We start from the raw sequence: 19,630 nt of genomic DNA, 5'->3' as shown, positions 1-19,630 counted from the left end.
GTATAAAAACAGTGAACATAGGATTTATTAAGGACATATTACCTATCCTATTAAAGGGCAGTGTAATGACTGTTGAACTTACAGTTATTACTTTAGTATTTGGAACTATCCTTGGAATACTTCTGGCGCTATTAAAATTATCTAAAAATATGGTGTTAAAGGTATTGTCAAGTATTTATACTTGGGTATTTAGGGGTACCCCATTATTACTCCAGTTATTTTTCTTTTATTATGGGTTACCTTTTGTAGGTATAGAACTTAAACCTTTTTCTGCAGCTATTTTAGGACTTTCGTTAAATTGTGGAGCTTATATGGCGGAGATAATAAGAGGAGGGATACAATCTATACATAAAGGGCAATTTGAGGCTGCTAAAGCTTTAGGTTTTAGCTATGGAGAGACTATGAGAAGAATAATATTGCCTCAGACCTGGAAAGTTATAATACCTCCAGTGGGAAATGAATTTATAGCTATATTGAAAGATACATCACTGGTATCTACTATAGCGATGGTTGAACTTATGAGATCAGCTCAGCAAATATATGCAAGTAGCTTTGATCCTATATCTGTATTTTTTACAGCAGCAGTATTATATCTTGTAATGACAACTATGTTTACGACTGTATTTGCAATGTTTGAGAAAAAGTTAGCTATTTACAGTTAATAGGTAGAATATAATTGGAGGTATAATTATATGGAAAATATAGTTTTAAATAATTATGAAAATTTAGATAAAGAAGAATACATGATAGAAGGTGTAAACTTAACTAAAAGCTTTAATAATTTAACAGTTTTCAAAGATCTAAATATAAAGGTTAAGAAAGGTGAAGTTTTAGTAGTAATAGGGGCTTCTGGCTCAGGTAAGAGTACCCTTCTAAGGTGCTTAAATCACTTAGAGGAATTAGACAGTGGAAGCATAATTATAGAAGGGGAAAAATTAAATCCAAAGGATAAAAAAGTGCTTAGAAAGATAACTACAAAGATGGGCATGGTATTTCAAAGTTTTAACTTATTCCCACATATGACTGCTATTGAAAATGTTATGGAAGCTCCTTTAGTTGTTAAAAAGGAAAAGAAAGTAAAGGTGCTAGAAAGAGCCAAAAAGCTTTTAGATAAGGTGGGACTTGCAGATAAGAGGGATTATTATCCATCTAAGCTTTCAGGGGGACAGCAGCAAAGGGTAGCTATAGCTAGAGCCCTTGCCATGAATCCGGATATAATGTTATTTGATGAGCCTACATCAGCACTGGATCCTGAACTCGTTGGGGAAGTTTTAAATGTAATGAAGGATTTAGCAAAAGATGGAATGACTATGGTGGTTGTAAGTCATGAAATGGGTTTTGCCAAAGAAGTGGCGGATAGAGTTATATTTATGGATGGAGGAAAAATAGTTGAACAAGGTACGCCGGAAGAAATATTTTCCAATCCTAAAGAAGAGAGAACCAAGGCGTTCCTGGATAAAGTTATAAAATAATATTAATGGGAAAAGATTAGTTGTTAAACTTGCTTTAGCTATTTATGTATAGTTTATCTATAAAAAATTTTGATATAATTTGGAGGTCGAATTCATGAAAGATAAAGTTGTATTGGCATATTCAGGAGGATTGGATACATCAATTATTATTCCCTGGCTAAAAGAAAATTATGATTTAGAAGTTATTGCAGCTTGTATAGATGTAGGACAAGATGATGACATGGAAGCGGTAAGAAAAAAGGCTATAAGGACGGGTGCCGTTAAAGTATATATTGAAGATTTAAGGGAAGAATTTGTAAAAGACTATATATTTAATGCAGTAAAGGCACACATATTATATGAAGATGCATATTTACTTGGAACTTCTCTTGCAAGACCCCTTATGGCAAAAAGACTAGTGGAAATAGCCCATGCAGAAGGAGCTAAATATATAGCTCACGGTTGTACTGGAAAGGGAAATGACCAGGTACGTTTTGAGGTTGGGGTAGCAAGTTTCGATCCTGAAATAAAAATAATAGCACCATGGAGAATATGGGACATAAAATCCAGAGAAGATGCTATAGATTATGCTAATTCTAAAGGAGTAGAAGTACCTGTAACTAAGGAAAAGATATATTCAAATGATAAAAATATATGGCATGTAAGTCATGAAGGCGGAGACCTAGAAGATCCAAAAAATGAGCATAAAACAACCATGTATTTTATGACGACTCCACCAGAACAAGCAAAAGATGAACCTTCTTATATAGAATTATATTTTGAAGGGGGAGTACCTAAAAAGCTAAATGGAAAAGAATTAGGTCCGGTGGAAATTCTAGAGCAGCTTAATAAATTTGGCGGAGAAAATGGAATTGGAATAGTGGATATGATAGAAAATAGATTGGTTGGCATGAAGTCCAGGGGAGTTTATGAAACACCAGGAGGAACAATATTATATGCTGCCCATGCTGCGTTGGAGAGACTAACTATAGACAAGAATACAGCACATTATAAACAGATAATATCTCAAAAATATGGAGAGCTTGTGTATGACGGTCTCTGGTTTAGTCCTTTAAGGGAAGCACTAGATGCTTTTGTAGAAGTTACTCAAAAGAATGTAACAGGTAGTGTAAAGCTGAAGCTTTATAAAGGAAATGTAATGACAGTTGGAATAGATGCATCACATGCTCTGTATGATGAAGGTATTTCTTCCTTTGGGGCAAGTGATTTGTACAGTCACAAAGATGCAGAAGGATTTATTAAATTATTTAGTCTTCCATATAAAATTAAAGCTATGGTAGAAAAGGAGAAAGGAAATTAAGTTATGAAGCTTTGGGGAGGAAGGTTTAAAAAGTCTGAGAGCAAGCTTATGGAAGATTTCAATAGTTCCCTAAGTTTTGACAGACAACTTTACAGAGAAGATATAGAAGGAAGTATGGTTCATGTTAGAATGCTTGCCAAGTGTAATATTTTATCTAGTGAGGAAAGTGAAACTATATTAAGTGGATTAAAATCTATATTAAATGATATAGAAGAAGATAAACTTAGGGTAGAAGGAGATTATGAAGACATACATAGTTTTGTAGAACTTAATTTAATAGAGAGAATAGGACAGGTGGCAAAAAAATTACATACTGCCAGAAGCAGAAATGATCAAGTAGCAGTGGATTTTAGACTATATGCTAAAAAGAAGGCTCTGGAAGTAGTTGAAAACATAGAAAACCTTCAGGATATAATAAAGAACCTAGGTGAGAAAAATAATGTAATAATGCCTGGGTATACCCATCTTCAAAGGGCGCAGGCAGTAACCTTTAAGCATCACATAATGGCATACTATCATATGTTTAAGAGGGATAGGGAAAGAATATTAAATGCTGTTGAAATTATGGATGAGAGCCCCCTTGGATGCTGTGCACTGGCGGGAACTACTTATGATATAGATAGATGCTTTACTGCTGAGAAATTAGGCTTTAAAAAGCCTGTAGATAACTTTTTAGATGGTGTAAGTGACAGGGATTATGCCATAGAATTAATGTCAGATTTTTCTATAGTAATGATGCATTTAAGTCGTCTAAGTGAAGAACTTATATTATGGAGCAGTAAAGAGTTTGATTTTATACAAATAGATGATGAATTTTCTACAGGAAGCAGCATAATGCCTCAGAAGAAGAATCCTGATGCTGCAGAACTTATAAGAGGCAAAACTGGGAGAGTATACGGTTCGCTCGTATCACTGCTGACTACTATGAAGGGCATTCCTCTTGCCTATAATAAAGATATGCAGGAAGATAAAGAACAGCTTTTTAACTCCTTAGATACTGTATTAAGCTGTTTAAAAGTTATGAGTGGTATGCTCTCCACATTAAAAGTTAATGAAAAAAATACTTTTAATGCTGTTAAAAAGGGATTTCTAAATGCTACAGAAGCAGCAGATTATTTAGTTAATAAAGGTATGGCATTTAGAGATGCACATAAGGTAATTGGTGAAATTGTGCTGTATTGTGAGGATAAAGATAGGGCTATAGAAGACATATCTTTAGAGGAGCTGAAAAAGTTTAGTTCTCTTTTTTCAGATGATGTGTATAGTTTTATAGATTATGAAAATACATTAGATAGAGGAATTAAAAAGAATTTAAAATAATTAGGTATCTTTAAAAACAAGCAAATCTTGTTATGATGAAACTATTAGTTATTTTTAAATACTCCATAAAAAGCGGAAAATTGTTTTCCGCTTTTTATAGTTAAATAATTTATTTAATCAATAATTATTTAATTTCACCTGAATCTCTTGAATCTCTGGCATTTCTTTCTTTGCCGAAAAATGAAAGTGCATATAATCCTCCAAGACCCACAAGTGCGTATATTATTCTAGTAAAAGTAGACATTGTTCCAAATAGTGATGCTACAAGATCGAATCTAAAAAATCCAATTAGTCCCCAATTTAGAGCACCTATTACAACTAATATTAGTGCAATAATATCTAGTGTTCTCATACTTACATCTCCTTTTTATTTTTATATAAATATATTGTGCCCGTATTTATTATTTCCACACGCGTAAAATTTATAAGCTGAAAATAAAAAGAAGATAAAAAACTAATTTTCATTATCTAAAATATCTATGTTTAAACTTCTGTCCACAGGTTGGAAAAGAGATATAATAGTATCTGTTCTCTGTACTCCATCTACAGATTGTATTTTATTCATGAGTAAATTTTGTAGATCAGTGATATTTTTACAAATTATTTTTATAAATATGGAGTAATCTCCAGTAGTATAATGAATCTCTACAATCTCTTTTATGTTCTCCAATTGCTCTAATGTATCTTTAAAAGATTTGGCTTTATCAAGATATATACCTATAAAACCACATACATCATATCCTATTTTAGCGGTGTCAATTATAAGTTTGGTACCTTTTATTATGTGCATGTCCTGCATTTTTTTCATTCTAACATGTATGGTTCCACCACTTACATGACACTTTCTAGCTATTTCTAGAAAAGGAGTTCTTGAGTCCCTTAGAAGAATATCAAGAATTTGAAGATCCAAATCGTCTAATCCGTTAATTTTTAAGCTCAATTTACATTTCCTCCTTTTTAAAATCTATTAAAATCAACTTGGTTTTTTAATAAAATTTAAATTAGTATAATTAGTATATTTTAAATATATAACATTCCTATAATAACATTATATCAGAAACTTTATCAAATTAATAATTTTAAACGTTATCATTAACAAATAATTTTTAGTTTTTTAATAAAAAGCGGAAGCTATTATTGAATTAATCAATTTAAATAATATTAATTAATAATGTTGTAGTATATGTAAAAAAGTATTATTATATTATTAAGGCAACAAAGAAGGAAAAGGGAATAGTTAATTTGCATAAAACTATTGAGAATATTGGAGGAGGTTCTGCATATGAAAACGTATGTATTAGCAGATGAAAGAGAAAAAGAATTAAAGCTTTTAGACGAAGCAATTGAAAAAATTAAAAGAGAAAAATTACCTAGTATACTTAAGATACAACAAGCGATTTTAAGAACAGTAGATGATTATATGTATAAAAATGGAGTAATGAGGCTTTTGCCTAATATGATATCTCCTATAACAGATCCGCTTTGTCACAGTGTAGAAGATTGTGATTTTACTTATGGAGGTCAAAAATTTAATGTTACAAAATCTATGATATTCCATAAACAATTAGCTTTATCAAGTCCATATTTACAAAAGATATATATTGTATCTCCTAATGTAAGATTGGAACTGCCAGAAAGAGGAGATACCAGACATTTATTTGAATTTACCCAAGTAGACTTTGAATTTAAAGATGCAACTATGGATACCATATTTGAATTTATGGAAGGATTAATAGAACAAGCATTTTCATATATAAAAGAAGAGTGTAAAGATGAGTTTGAAAAATTAGGAATAGGAACTTCTCATTTAGATGTGTCAGGTCCTTTTGAAAGATATACTACGCAGGAGCTTAAAGCTAAATATGGGGAAGATTTTGAAGCCCTTGCTTCGAAAGAAGCAACTAAACCTTTCTGGCTTATAAATCACAAGAGAGAGTTTTATGATGCTGAAGATTTAGAAAATAAGGGAACTTATAGAAACTATGATTTAATATGGCCTATGGGTTATGTAGAAGGATTAAGTGGTGGAGAGAGAGAATATAAATATGATAGGATTATCACAAGAATGAAAGAAGCAGGCATGGATGAGGAAGCAATGAGAGACTATATTGAACTTGCTGAAAGGGGAGAAATTCCAAAAACAGCTGGAGCTGGATTCGGAGTTGAAAGAATGACTAGATTTGTATGTCAACAAGGTGATATTGATGAAGTTACTGTGTTTAGCAGAAAACCAGGAAAAGGTAAATATATATTTTAAAAAAAGGCTGTCTTAATAAAATTTAGGACAGCCTTTCTTATAGAGAAGGATTTATTTAATACAAAATCCTAATTGGTTTATTATTTATTTTTGGACACCTAAAGTATATAATGATATATAAGAATAGATAAATTGAAGGGGGAAATAAAATGCCTTTGTGGTTAAATGTAGCATTACAAGTACTATTTATTACGGTACTGGTGGTGGTTTTGTATAAGTTATTAAAATCCTATGTATTATATAGGTTTCATCCAAATAAATGGGTGATTCTTGCATTGTCCATAGTTGCCTTTTTTGTGCCGCCAGTAATATCGGCTTATTTTAGATATAATTTAAGCGGAACTATATGGCAGTATATTTCTTCTGCTGTATTTCTAATGTTATTTTTATGGTTTGTAGATTTGAAGAATGGCTTAACATATACCAAGAGAAAATCCTCACAAAGCAAAGATATAAAAATAAGGCCTAAGGCTAAGCCCAATAGAGTAAATAAGGGAAAAAAATAAATTTACATAAAAGCCAATGCTTTTATACTTTAGCTGAATTCGTTATAATTAAGTTATAGCTTATTGATGTAAAATACTAATGTTTAAGGGAGTGCAGATAATTATGATAATAAAGTTTAAATATTATAGTCCGGAATTGGATCGAAGTTGTTTTATAGCAGATAATGCACAAATTATAGGGAAAGTTAAACTTTGCGAAGATGCAAATATATGGTTTGGAGCTGTACTTAGAGGAGACTTGAATCACATATATGTTGGAAAAGGCAGTAATGTACAGGACAATTGTACTATACATACAAGCAAAGATGATAATCCTACGGAAATAGGAGAGTATGTTACTATAGGTCATAATTCTATAATACATGGGGGGAAAATTGGAGACTACTCTTTAATAGGCATGGGTTCTATAATTTTGGATAATGCAGAAATCGGAAGCGAAACTATTATAGGGGCAGGAAGTCTTGTAACTAAAAATAAAAAAATACCTTCCGGCGTATTATGTATGGGTTCTCCAGCAAAAGTTATAAGAGAACTGACAAGTGAAGAAAAAAAATTTCTTAGACAATCTGCAGAAGAGTATATTAGACAGGCTAAAAGCTACAAACAGTATGTAATGGTATAGGATTTAGTAAAAAATAAATTATATCATAATTTAGTCACCTATTTTATAACAAAAGTATAAAATATATATTAACATGAATAATTTAGGAGATTAAATATGCCCATTTTTAAAGTAGGTTCCAGAGGTACTGAGGTTATGCATATACAGGCCACTCTAAAAAAGATAGGTTATGATCCTGGTGCAATAGATGGAATATATGGTGCAGATACTGAGAGTGCCGTAAAAAGTTTTCAGAGGAATAATAGGTTAATTGCAGATGGAATAATAGGACCTGATACTTATAGGATTTTAAGAAGCTTTATGTTAGGGTATGATATATACACTATCAGAGCAGGAGATACATTGTATAGCATAGCTAAGAAATACGGAACTGATGTATACAGCATAATAGTGGCAAATCCGGGAATAGAGCCTTTTGGATTAATTCCTGGAGTACAAATTAAGGTACCTTATAATATAGATGTAGTAGATACAAACATAGATTATACCTATGATATATTGGAAACAGATCTTATGGCATTAGAAGCTAGGTATCCTTTTATAGCTGTGGGCAGTGCAGGTGAGAGTGTACTTGGAAGACAACTTTACTATGTTAAACTTGGTGTGGGAGCTAATGAAGTATCTTACAATGGATCTCACCACTCACTAGAATGGATAACTACACCCCTTCTAATGAAATTCATAGAAAATTTTGCAAAAGCTTATGCCCGTGGAGATAATATAAGGGGATATAACATAGGGGATATATGGAAAAGCAGCAGTATATATATAATTCCAATGGTAAACCCTGATGGAGTGGATCTTGTTTTAAATGGATTAAGCAGGAATAATCCGTTTTATTACGATTTAAAAAGATGGAATAATGGCAGTGAAGATTTTTCTAAAGATTGGGAGGCAAATAATAGAGGAGTGGATATTAACCATAATTACAATGCAGGATGGGAGCTTTCAAAGGAGGCAGAACCTTCCTATGGGGTATATGGACCGGGACCTACCAGATATTCAGGACCATATCCTGTATCAGAGCCTGAGACAAAAGCTATGGTGGGTTTTACAAACAGTCATGATTTTAGGCTGGTGATAGCTTATCATAGCCAGGGTGAAGTTATTTACTGGCAGTATGATAAACTAACACCATGGGAATCAAGAAGAATAGCGGAATTATTTTCTAAAGCAAGTGGCTATAGTTTAGAAGAGACTACAGGGATAACATCTTACTCAGGGTATAAGGATTGGTTTATACAGGACCATAGGAGGCCGGGATTCACTATAGAAGTAGGTAAGGGGCAGAATCCTCTGCCTATAAGTCAATTTGACAAAATATATAATGACAATGAAGAAATTTTACTGCTGGCAGCAGTAATATAATATGTTCCGCCTTACAAAAGGTGGAATATATTATATTTGGAAGTATGTAAGATTTTAAATGAAACTACAAAAATTTATTTATATATATCCACCAAAAGGCCGGTTATATGGTCAATTGTGGCAGCAATATTTAAATTATCCTTTTGTTCATCTACTAATGATTTAGTAAGTTCCTCTAGTTTTCTGTCTATTATGTCTACAGTTATAAAATATTGTGTTTGCCAAAAGCTTATATCTTTCTTTACGCCATACATATACTTTAAAACGGATTGAAGATATTCTTGTATCATTTTTTTGTAAGATTTTACATCTGTATAACACTTTGTTATAGCCAGTCTATTCCCCTTTTTTTTGATATTGTCAAACATATTTTTTAGTTCTTGTTCTGACCTTTTTTCCATTTGGGAGTTAAAACTTTGAGAAAAATCTTTTTTAATCTTTATGCTTTTATTCTTAGAAGAAGGGGCAGAAGATCTACCAATTCTAGAAACCTCCATAATTTACCTCCAAATTTTTATTAAAATGCACATATACTTATTATATATAATATTCCAATAAAAATATAGTGAATTATATTAAAATTTACATTAAAAATAAATTGATTTCCTAATAATTATTTAAAATAGGTATAAGATCATATTAAATTCAAAAAATAGAATAAAGGGTAGGTGATTTTATGTGGTTTAAAAAGAGCAGCCAGGAGGTAATAGAAGAATTAAATACAGATTCTATAAATGGGCTCACCGAGAGGGAAGCATTAGTTAGAATAGAAAAATATGGACAAAATAAATTAGCTGAAAAAAAGAAGAAGTCAATTTTAATGCTTCTATTTGAACAAATAAATGATGTACTTATATATATACTTTTAGCTGCTGCCATAGTTTCTGCATTACTTCATGAAATAAGCGATGCAATTATAATAGGAGTTGTAATTATATTAAATGCAGTCATAGGCCTAGTTCAGGAATCGAAGGCTGAAAAGGCGCTGGAATCTTTAAAGAAACTTTCTGTACCTAAGGCACTGGTAAAAAGAGATGGGGAAATTACAGAAATTTCTTCTGAACAGGTGGTTATAGGGGATATAGTAATTTTAGATGCAGGTAAATATGTTCCCTGTGATTTAAGATTAATAGAAAGTGCAAATTTAAAAATAGAAGAATCAGCTTTAACGGGAGAGTCTGTACCTTCAGAAAAATATGGGAACAGTATTTTAGAAGATGAAGATATAGCTCTTGGTGATCAAAAAAATATGGCTTTTATGTCTACTTTAGTTACTTATGGAAGAGGAGTAGGTGTTGCTGTAGCTACAGGTATGAACACGGAAATAGGAAAAATAGCTAAAATGCTTAATGAAGACAGTAAAAATTTAACTCCACTTCAAAAAAAATTAGCACAGCTTGGTAAAATGCTGGGGATTGTAGTACTTGTAATCTGTATTCTTATGTTTGGGGTAGCTATGATTCAAAAAAGAGATTTGTTTGAAATGTTCCTGACCGCCATAAGTCTAGCTGTAGCAGCTATTCCAGAGGGACTTCCAGCTATGGTTACTATAGTACTTGCAGTTGGGGTGCAGAGAATGATAAGAAAAAATGCCATAGTGAGAAAGCTTCCAGCCATAGAGACTTTGGGCTCTGTAAATATAATATGTTCTGATAAGACGGGAACTTTAACCCAAAACAAAATGACTGTGACAAAGTTTTATGCAGATAATACACTAGATGGTATTTCAAATTTAAATATGGATAACTTTATACATAAGAGGCTTATAGAAAACATGGTGCTCTGTAACGATGCCACCTATTCTGAAAATTCACAAACAGGAGATCCTACAGAAATTGCACTTTTAGAGCTTGGTTTTAAGTTTAATATATTTAAAGATATTGAGAATAAATCACATGCCAGAGTAAATGAAATACCTTTTGATTCAGATAGAAAGCTTATGACTACTTTAAATGAATATGGTAATAAATATCATGTAATTACAAAAGGTGCAGTAGATAATTTAATAAAAATTTGCACACATATATATTTAAATGACCATGCGGTAGATTTTACAGAGGAACTGAAGTCAAAAGTCATTCTTGCCTCTGATTCAATGTCAAAAGATGCCCTTAGAGTTTTGGCAACTGCAGTTAAAATAGAGGATTCACCCCATATTAAAATCCATTCCATGGAAAATACATTAGTTTTTGTAGGACTTGTAGGGATGATAGATCCACCTAGAGAAAATGTAGAAAAATCTATAGAAGAGTGCAAAAAATCAGGTATAACAACTGTTATGATTACAGGTGACCATAAAAATACTGCCTATGCCATAGCAAAGGAATTAGGTATAGCAAAGGATGATTCTCAGGTTATACTAGGAGCTGAATTTGATAGGTTATCAGAAGATGAAGCTTTAAATAGAATTGATAATTTAAGGGTTTTTGCCAGAGTATCTCCAGAACATAAGGTAAGAATAGTTAAAGCTTTGAAGCAAAAAGGGAATATAGTATCTATGACTGGAGACGGTGTAAATGATGCACCTTCCCTAAAAGCTGCTGATATAGGTGTAGCTATGGGAATCACAGGAACAGACGTGGCAAAGGGTGCTTCAGATATGATACTTACTGATGATAATTTTTCAACTATTGTAGAAGCTGTAAAGGAAGGTAGAAACATATACAACAACATAAGAAAATCTATAACATTTCTTCTTTCTTGTAATATAGGAGAAATAATAGCATTGTTTATAGGAATAGTAATGGGATGGCCAGCGGTTTTAAGACCAATTCACCTGCTGTGGGTAAATCTTATAACAGACAGTTTACCTGCTCTGGCGCTGGGAGTGGACCCAGATGATCCTGATATAATGAAAGAAAAACCTAGGGATCAAAAAGAAGGGTTATTTTCAGGAAGAAACGGTGTATTTCTAATAGGAAATGGTATCTTAATAGGTATACTTACATTGTCTGCCTTTTATATAGGAGCTAAAATATACCCAGATTCTGTTATGCATGCACAAACCATGTCTTTTGTGGTGCTTAGTGTATCACAGTTACTTTATACTTTAAGTATTAGACACAATAAAAAATCCATATTCGAGATTGGAATTTTTACCAATAAGTATTTAATAGGAGCTATAGTCCTAGGTATAATACTTCAAAATATAGTTATTACAGTGCCTTTTTTAGCTTCAGTATTTAAAGTGTTTACACTTACACTAAATGATTGGATATTTGTGATAATTTTATCTCTTATACCTCTTATTATAAATGAGATTGGAAAATTAATTTACAACAAGGTAGGGAAAAAATAGAATTTAAAATATATGATAAATTAAAATTTCTAAGCTTTAGAAAGCTTCAAACTCTTTAAAGCTTAGAAATATATTTACATTTAAAAATGGTAATGGCTCTGATTAAATATGCTTAAGTCTTGTTCCATTTTCATCCTGTAATATTAAATTTCTCTTCATAAGTCCCCCTAAAGCGTTTTTAAAATAATTCTTACTTTCATGAAAAACACGTCTTATATCTTCTGGAGAGCTTTTGTCGTTATATGGCATAGATCCATTGTGATCTTTTAAATAATTTAAAATATATTCCTCTAGAGCTATTCTCTCATGTTTTGGGGTTTTTCTTGGAGTAAGTCCTAATTTACCATCCTCATATATGTTCTTTATTCTAAGTTTTAATTCATCACCGGGATAAATATCTGTATAATATTCATTTTTTAGTATTACCCCTCTATAAAGATTATCTATAGCTACCATTGCACTGTCATTGGTTTGAAATCCATAAACTATGCCTGTTACTTCAGTACCTAAAGTATATTTATTTTCTATTTGTTCCTCATCGTCGTTATCTGGTGTAAGCAGGTGTTTATCTATATCTGTGGTTGCTGCTATTCTATTAGTTTTATCCAGATATATGTAAAACAAATAATAGCTTTCAGGCAGTAATGGATATTTTTGCTCTGACAGCGGAACAAGAACATCCCGTTCAAGACCTATATCTATGAAACTTCCAAAACTTGTATTGGAAACTACCTTCAAATAGGCAAGATCTTCTACTACAGCTAGAGGAGCTTTTAAAGTAGCGATTATCCTATCCTCTGAGTCTTTGTATATAAAGGCATTAACTTCATCTCCAATGGAAAGTAAATTTTCTTCAGTATTTTTTGTGGGAAGAAGAATATCATCTTTAGTTTTACCAGTTTCTCCATCCAGGTAATAACCAAAAGATGCCTTTCTAACTATTTTTAAGGGATTAAATTTTCCTATGTGTACCAATTGCATTTCACTTCCTTAATATTTTGATTTTTTGGATTTGATTCACAAATTATTATATACTATTATTATTGCTATTGTCAGCCAATTTTATAAAACTTGTTTTAATACATATTTTTTTGTCTGTTATTCATTTTTAGATAAGCTGGAGAAGGATATTTTGTGTCTATACTTATGATAGATATAGGTATATAATAAGGTTAGAATATTACCAAGGAGGAAATAGCATGTCATCAATGGATTTTATAAGGATAGCAGCAGCATGTCCTTTAACAAATGTAGCTGATATAGAATTTAATTTGAATAATATAAAATTATGTATAGATAAAGCTTTGATTGAAAAGTCAAAACTTATAGTGTTTCCAGAGCTTTCTATAACATCATATACTTGTGCAGATCTTTTTGAGCAGCAATTACTTTTAGAAAAATCTACAGAAGCCTTAAAAAAGCTATGTGATTATTCTAAGGATAAAGATATACTTATAGCAGTAGGTGCACCGTTTGTATTTAACTATTGTATGTATAATTGTGCCTACATAATATTTGACGGAAAAATTTTAGGTATTGTTCCTAAAAGTTATATTCCAAATTATGAAGAATTTTACGAAAAAAGATGGTTTACAGAAGGTTTGCATATTATAGATGAGAGGGTTGATTTATATTTCCAAAAAGATATACCTTTTGGGGTAAATTTAATATTTACCTGTGGAATGTTTAAATTTGGCTTTGAAATATGTGAAGATTTATGGGCAGTGATACCTCCAAGCAGTTATTTAACCCTTATGGGTGCAAATATTATAGGAAATCTTTCTGCATCTAACGAAATTGTAAGTAAATCTTTCTATAGGAGGAATTTGGTGTCATCCCAGAGTGCCAGATGTATGTGTTCTTATATATATGTTTCTTCCGGAGTGTTTGAATCCTCAACAGATTTAGTATTTAGCGGAGATCTTTGTATTTGTGAAAACGGTACATTCTTAAAAGGTAATGAAAGATTTAGCAGGGAAAATGAAGTTATTACTTCAATTGTAGATTTAGGCAGGCTGAATAATCAGAGATTAAAAAATGTAAGTTTTAGGGATAATGTAAAAAAGTGTTCCCAAAGACCTGTAAATATAGAATTCCAGTTTAAATCTCTAGATTATGGAGAATTTAATAGAAGCATTGATAGACATCCTTTTGTGCCTGCAAGTGGAGATGAGAGAGAAGTAAGATGTAGAGAAATATTTAATATACAGACCTCTGCCCTTGCAAAGAGAGTAAGTCATACTAATTTGAAGAAAGCAGTTATAGGTATATCCGGGGGACTTGATTCTACACTGGCACTGCTGGTTACAGTGAAAACCTTTGATATTCTTAAAATTTCCAGAAAGAATATAATAACTATAACTATGCCTGGATTTGGAACTACAGATAGAACTTATAATAATGCAGTAAACTTGTGTAAAAACTTAGGAACAGAACTTAGAGAAATAAATATAGTGGATTCCTGCCTTCAGCATTTTAAAGATATATCGCACGACAGAGATATACACGATGTAACTTATGAAAATGTCCAGGCAAGGGAAAGAACCCAAATTATAATGGATATAGCCAATAAAGAAGGGGGACTGGTAATTGGAACAGGAGATCTGTCAGAATTGGCACTTGGATGGTGTACTTATAATGGAGATCATATGTCTATGTATGGGGTAAATTGTTCTGTACCTAAAACTCTTGTGAGATATTTGGTCAGGTATGCAGCAGATAAAGAAGTCTCAAAAGATATAGCAGATATTTTAATAGATGTACTAGATACCCCCGTAAGCCCAGAATTGCTTCCCAAAGGCAAAGATGGCGAAATATGTCAAAAAACTGAAGATATAGTGGGCCCTTATGAGCTTCACGATTTCTTTTTATATTATTTTGTAAGGCATAATTATTCACATAAAAAAATATTGTTTTTAGCAAAACATGCATTTAAAGATTATTATGATAGCAGCATTATTGAAAAATGGCTGAATATATTTATAAAGAGATTTTTTACCCAGCAGTTTAAGCGTTCTGCAATTCCTGATGGTCCTAAGGTGGGTACTGTAAGTTTATCTCCAAGAGGTGATTGGAGAATGCCTTCAGATGCCAGTTTTAATTTATGGATGGAATGAAATAACTAAGAACTTCAATGTTTTATGAAGGTTTTTCCTTAATTTATCACGGCTAGATTAAATATTTTAAAGGAAAAAGGAGGATATATGTATAATAGTCTTATTTTATGGGTTATAATTGGAGTAGTGGCTTTATCAGTAGACATAATAACAAGTGCTTTTTTGTTTGTGTGGTTTACAGTGGGAGCTATTGGAGCAATTATAGCGGAAATATTCAATTATTCCTTTATAGTTCAGCTTATAGTATTTGTGGTAGTTAGTACAGTGTTTATGGTTATCTGTTATCCAATAGTTAAAAAAAATATTAAAAAATCTGTAAAGCCTACTCCACTTAGAGAAGAAACTTATATAGATAGAGAAATTGTCATAGACGAAGAAATGGTGAAAAACAATGGTATAAAAATTGATGGAGTTTACTGGAACATAAAAGAAGAAGGGTATACTTTGAAAAAGGGAGATACAGTAAAAGTGCTTAAAATGGAAGGTAACAGAGTAGTTATAAAAAAATTGTGACATAATAGTATGTACTTGAGCAATTGTTAATTATTTATAGTTGAAGGAGGATAAATATGATAGGCAAAATTTTGATCTTAATTATACTTATAATCATTCTGGCAGCTGTGGTGTCTTCTATTAAAATTGTAAATACAGGATACGTTACAATTGTAGAGAGACTAGGACAATTTCACAGGGGGCTTGAACCAGGATGGCACTTTATAATTCCTTTTGCTGATTTTGTAAGGCGAAAGGTTTCAACTAAACAGCAGATACTTGATATTGAACCTCAAAGTGTTATAACCCAGGATAATGTAAAAATATCTATTGATAATATTATTTTCTACAGAATATTGAGTGCTAAAGATGCCATATACAATATAGAAGATTACAAGGCAGGTATAGTATTCTCAACTATAACCAATATGAGAAATATTGTAGGAAATATGACCTTAGATGAGGTGCTGTCAGGAAGGGATAAAATAAACGGAGAACTTTTAAAAGTAGTAGATGATATAACAGATGCCTATGGAATAAAAATATTATCTGTAGAAATTAAGAATATTATGCCTCCTGCTGAAATCCAACAGGCCATGGAAAAGCAGATGAGAGCTGAAAGGGATAAAAGAGCGGTTATATTACAGGCAGAGGGACAAAAGCAGGGTGATATAGCTAGAGCGGAAGGAGAGAAGCAAGCCAAAATACTTCAAGCAGAGGCAGAAAAAGAGGCGAATATAAGAAGAGCAGAAGGACTAAGGCAGTCACAGATGCTGGAGGCGGAAGGTAAAGCAAGGGCAATAGAATCTGTTGCAGAGGCAGAAGCTAGAGCCATTGATTTAGTAAATAGAGCTATAATAGATTCTGGTACAGACGAAAAGGTAATAGCATTGAAACAGGTGGATGCATTAAAAGAAATGGCTAAAAATCCTGCAAACAAAATTATACTTCCAAATGAAGCAGTGTCTTCTCTTGGAAATATAGCAGCTATAGCAGATATGCTGCAAGGAAATAAAGCTAAGTAATATGAGATTTTAATATATAGTTTTAAATTAGTCCTATTATAGAGTCTGGCAAGGTATAGTTAAAATACTTTGCCAGGCTCTAATTTTTTTTTATTATATCTGACTTAAAATTAAACCATATATTGATGGCAAGATATAGATGAGTAATTGTAATAATATAGAATTTATTAATATATAATAAAGTATGAAATACTGGTGTTTTAAAACTTAAAGCTAAAGAGAAAAATTCAAGTTTAAATGTTAAAAATAGATAAAGGGCGTGATGTTTATGAAAGCTATAATAATGGCAGGGGGAGAGGGAACCAGGTTAAGGCCCTTAACCTGTAACATACCTAAACCCATGATGCCTATAATGGGGAAACCAATAATGGAATATGCCTTAGAACTGCTTAAGAATACCGGGATAGAGGATATTGGAGCTACCCTGCAATATTTACCTGATGAAATAATAAATTATTTTGGAGATGGTAAAGATTTTGGAGTAAATATAAGTTATTTTATAGAAGAAACTCCACTGGGTACTGCAGGAAGTGTTAAAAGTGCTGAGGCATTTTTAAATGATACTTTTATTGTTATAAGTGGAGATGCCCTTACAGATATAGACCTGTCAAAGGCAATTGCCTGCCACAAGAGTAAGGGTGCTGTAGCAACTCTCATACTTAAAGAAGAACCGGTACCTCTGGAATTTGGTGTTGTAGTTACAAATGCCCAAGGCAAGGTAACTGGTTTTTTAGAAAAACCAGGATGGGGGGAAGTGTTCAGCGATAAGGTAAATACAGGTATATATATTTTGGAGCCGGATATATTTAAATATTACAATAAAAATAAAAAATTTGATTTTAGTAGCGACCTTTTTCCACTTCTCCTGAAAGAAAAAGTACCTGTGTTTGGATATGTGGCAGAAGGGTACTGGTGTGACATAGGAAATATTGATCAGTATATGAAATGTCATTTTGACATATTAAAAGGAGTTGCACATATAGACATAAAGGCACAAAAATACAGTGAAGATATATGGATAGGGGAAGATTGTGAAATAAGTCCTGAAGCTAAAATTTCGAAACCGGTATATATAGGAAGCGGAAGTAAAATATATAACAATGCACAAATTGGACCCTATACCGTATTGGGCGAGAACAATATTATCTCTCCAGATGCCACCATAAAAAGGAGTATACTTTTTAATAACTGCTATATAGGAGATAAGGCACAGATAAGGGGTACTGTGCTCTGTAAAAAAGTTCAAGTTGAATCCCAATGTTCTGTATTTGAAGAAGCCGCTGTGGGAAATGATACTATTATAAAGGATAAAGCCATAGTAAAGCCGGGGGTTAAGATATGGCCAAATAAAATGATAGAAAGTGGTACTTTGGTGAGTTCCAATATCATATGGAAAGAAAAGGCCTCCAGATCCGTCTTTGGTAAAAATGGCATTAGTGGAGAGATAAATGTAGATATAACTCCAGAATTTGTATCAAAGCTGGGTTCTGCCTATGGTTCTGTTTTAAAGGCAGATTCTAGGGTGGCTATAGCCTGCAGTGACAATGGAGCGGCACAGATGTTTAAATATTCTCTGGCTACAGGACTTTTATCTATGGGTATGGAGGTCATGGATTTAAAGCAGATGCCAAGGGCTCTTATAAGGCAGTCTGTTCTTTTTTTCGGGGCACAGGCAGGAATTTATGTATGTGTAAATGCTAGTGTACCAGAAAGGGTTAGTATAATATTTATGGATAAAAATGGACTGAATATAAATAGGGCTATGGAGAGGAAGATAGAAAGCAGTTTTATAAGGGAGGACTTCAGAAGGGTAAAGCCAGACAAGTTTAAGCATATGGACAATATATATAACTGTCTGGAATATTATGAACGTCAGCTTATAAATGAACTTTCACTTGAAAATATAAAGAGCCAAAAGTACAGGGTAGTTTTAAGTATAGAAGATCCTATGATTGTTGAAATAATGAAGGAAATTTTAAGAGAACTTAAGGTGGAAGTGAAATTCCATGATAAGTTCGGTGATACTAAGGGTTTGGCAAGAAGAGTTGTGGAGGATAGTGCAAATTTGGGAATTGAAATAGATGAAGAATGTGAAAAACCGGTTATTATAGACGAAAAGGGAAATATAATAAAAGACAATTTGTACGATGCGCTAAATGCACTGGTTATGTTAAAATCTCATGACATAAAAGCTCTGGTAGTTCCTGTTACTGCATCTTCTAGTATGGAAAAATTGGCTAAAATGTGTGGGTGTAAATTTATAAGGACTAAAACAGCACATAAATTTATACTGGAAACTTATTTGAAAAATGTATCCAATATAAGTGAAAGGGATATGGTAAGTGCATATCTCATGACACTGGATGCAGTAAGTGTGTGTATAATGACCATTAATTTTATGGCAAACTGTAACAGGCCTCTTTCACAAATAACCTCCACCATTCCCCAGTATTACAGCATGAAAAAAGAAATAAAATGTCCCTGGAATATGAAGGGAAGGATAATGAGGAATCTAATAGAGGAAAGTAGTTCAAAATCTATAGATTTAATTGAGGGTGTAAAACTTAATTTTGAAGATGGATGGGTACTTGTGATGCCAGATGCAGATGAACCTTTATGTAAAGTATATACAGAGTGCAGGGACTATAAGAAGCTCAATCAGCTTACAGAAGATGTTTTGACTAAAATTACAACTATAACTGAAGGATATTAGTATGAAGCAGACTGCCAGTTAAAATGGCAGTCCGTTTCCACTTGTTATATAAAATATCCTTGATATCTTTAACTTGTTATTTGTTTTCATATACCTTAAAATTATATATAATACGTTAAAAACAGTAAATAATATTTATAA

The 19,630-nt window shown here is 32.2% G+C and carries 17 protein-coding genes; 13 read left to right on the top strand and 4 right to left on the bottom strand.

Annotated elements, in window-relative coordinates; all coding sequences use genetic code 11:
- The first annotated feature begins 11 nt into the window (after positions 1 to 11).
- The 4 genes from ehuC to argH all read left to right on the top strand — a co-directional run bounded on the left by ehuC (position 12) and on the right by argH (position 4,092).
- A complete protein-coding gene (ehuC, locus tag ACJDU8_RS18575; protein WP_406793659.1) occupies positions 12 to 662 on the top strand; it encodes an ectoine/hydroxyectoine ABC transporter permease subunit EhuC in 651 nt (216 codons plus the stop codon).
- Between the two features lie 30 nt (positions 663 to 692).
- Positions 693 to 1,472: an amino acid ABC transporter ATP-binding protein gene (locus ACJDU8_RS18570; protein WP_406793658.1), complete on the top strand. Its 780-nt coding sequence runs from the start codon at positions 693 to 695 to the stop codon at positions 1,470 to 1,472.
- A gap of 94 nt (positions 1,473 to 1,566) precedes the next feature.
- Positions 1,567 to 2,772: an argininosuccinate synthase gene (locus tag ACJDU8_RS18565; RefSeq protein WP_406793657.1), complete on the top strand. Its 1,206-nt coding sequence runs from the start codon at positions 1,567 to 1,569 to the stop codon at positions 2,770 to 2,772.
- Between the two features lie 3 nt (positions 2,773 to 2,775).
- Positions 2,776 to 4,092 (top strand): argininosuccinate lyase, encoded by a 1,317-nt coding sequence (gene argH, locus ACJDU8_RS18560; protein ID WP_406793656.1) that lies wholly within the window; start codon positions 2,776 to 2,778, stop codon positions 4,090 to 4,092.
- A gap of 124 nt (positions 4,093 to 4,216) precedes the next feature.
- Here the strand turns inward: argH and ACJDU8_RS18555 are convergent, their stop codons facing one another.
- Positions 4,217 to 4,444: a DUF378 domain-containing protein gene (locus ACJDU8_RS18555; RefSeq protein WP_406793655.1), complete on the bottom strand. Its 228-nt coding sequence runs from the start codon at positions 4,442 to 4,444 to the stop codon at positions 4,217 to 4,219.
- Positions 4,445 to 4,546: 102 nt separating this feature from the next.
- Complete coding sequence (locus ACJDU8_RS18550; RefSeq protein WP_406793654.1) at positions 4,547 to 5,032, bottom strand: Lrp/AsnC ligand binding domain-containing protein; 486 nt, start codon at positions 5,030 to 5,032, stop codon at positions 4,547 to 4,549.
- Between the two features lie 342 nt (positions 5,033 to 5,374).
- Between ACJDU8_RS18550 and ACJDU8_RS18545 the strand changes: the two genes are divergently transcribed.
- From ACJDU8_RS18545 to ACJDU8_RS18530, 4 genes are all read left to right on the top strand, one after another.
- The gene (locus tag ACJDU8_RS18545; RefSeq protein ID WP_406793653.1) at positions 5,375 to 6,349 is read left to right on the top strand and encodes an asparagine synthetase A; all 975 of its coding nucleotides are present in this window, start codon (positions 5,375 to 5,377) and stop codon (positions 6,347 to 6,349) included.
- A 149-nt stretch (positions 6,350 to 6,498) separates the two neighbouring features.
- Complete coding sequence (locus tag ACJDU8_RS18540; protein ID WP_406793652.1) at positions 6,499 to 6,855, top strand: hypothetical protein; 357 nt, start codon at positions 6,499 to 6,501, stop codon at positions 6,853 to 6,855.
- A 103-nt stretch (positions 6,856 to 6,958) separates the two neighbouring features.
- Positions 6,959 to 7,477, top strand: a complete 519-nt coding sequence (locus ACJDU8_RS18535; protein WP_406793651.1) for a gamma carbonic anhydrase family protein — start codon at positions 6,959 to 6,961, stop codon at positions 7,475 to 7,477.
- 96 nt (positions 7,478 to 7,573) lie between these two features.
- The gene (locus ACJDU8_RS18530; RefSeq protein WP_406793650.1) at positions 7,574 to 8,845 is read left to right on the top strand and encodes a M14 family metallopeptidase; all 1,272 of its coding nucleotides are present in this window, start codon (positions 7,574 to 7,576) and stop codon (positions 8,843 to 8,845) included.
- 74 nt (positions 8,846 to 8,919) lie between these two features.
- Here the strand turns inward: ACJDU8_RS18530 and ACJDU8_RS18525 are convergent, their stop codons facing one another.
- A complete protein-coding gene (locus ACJDU8_RS18525) occupies positions 8,920 to 9,342 on the bottom strand; it encodes a YaaR family protein (protein ID WP_406793649.1) in 423 nt (140 codons plus the stop codon).
- Between the two features lie 179 nt (positions 9,343 to 9,521).
- Here ACJDU8_RS18525 and ACJDU8_RS18520 point away from each other — a divergent pair, with 179 nt between their 5' ends.
- Positions 9,522 to 12,143, top strand: coding sequence for a calcium-translocating P-type ATPase, PMCA-type (locus ACJDU8_RS18520; protein WP_406793648.1), 2,622 nt, complete (start codon positions 9,522 to 9,524; stop codon positions 12,141 to 12,143).
- Between the two features lie 102 nt (positions 12,144 to 12,245).
- Here the strand turns inward: ACJDU8_RS18520 and ACJDU8_RS18515 are convergent, their stop codons facing one another.
- Positions 12,246 to 13,118: a CvfB family protein gene (locus tag ACJDU8_RS18515; RefSeq protein WP_406793647.1), complete on the bottom strand. Its 873-nt coding sequence runs from the start codon at positions 13,116 to 13,118 to the stop codon at positions 12,246 to 12,248.
- Between the two features lie 224 nt (positions 13,119 to 13,342).
- On the opposite strand from ACJDU8_RS18515, the gene ACJDU8_RS18510 reads away from it, so the two are divergent.
- The 4 genes from ACJDU8_RS18510 (at position 13,343) to ACJDU8_RS18495 (ending at position 19,489) form a co-directional block, all read left to right on the top strand.
- Complete coding sequence (locus tag ACJDU8_RS18510) at positions 13,343 to 15,259, top strand: NAD(+) synthase (protein WP_406793646.1); 1,917 nt, start codon at positions 13,343 to 13,345, stop codon at positions 15,257 to 15,259.
- Between the two features lie 87 nt (positions 15,260 to 15,346).
- Positions 15,347 to 15,772, top strand: coding sequence for an NfeD family protein (locus ACJDU8_RS18505; protein ID WP_406793645.1), 426 nt, complete (start codon positions 15,347 to 15,349; stop codon positions 15,770 to 15,772).
- A gap of 56 nt (positions 15,773 to 15,828) precedes the next feature.
- Entirely contained in the window at positions 15,829 to 16,776 is a 948-nt protein-coding gene (locus ACJDU8_RS18500) for an SPFH domain-containing protein (RefSeq protein WP_406793644.1), read from the top strand.
- Between the two features lie 268 nt (positions 16,777 to 17,044).
- Positions 17,045 to 19,489, top strand: coding sequence for a sugar phosphate nucleotidyltransferase (locus ACJDU8_RS18495; protein WP_406793643.1), 2,445 nt, complete (start codon positions 17,045 to 17,047; stop codon positions 19,487 to 19,489).
- Positions 19,490 to 19,630: the final 141 nt, after the last annotated feature.

Source organism: Candidatus Clostridium eludens (genome assembly GCF_045310515.1).
Classification (GTDB): Bacteria; Bacillota; Clostridia; order Clostridiales; family Clostridiaceae; genus Clostridium_B; species Clostridium_B eludens.
Note: the sequence above shows the minus strand (reverse complement) of the source record. Positions and strands in the feature narration are given on the sequence as shown.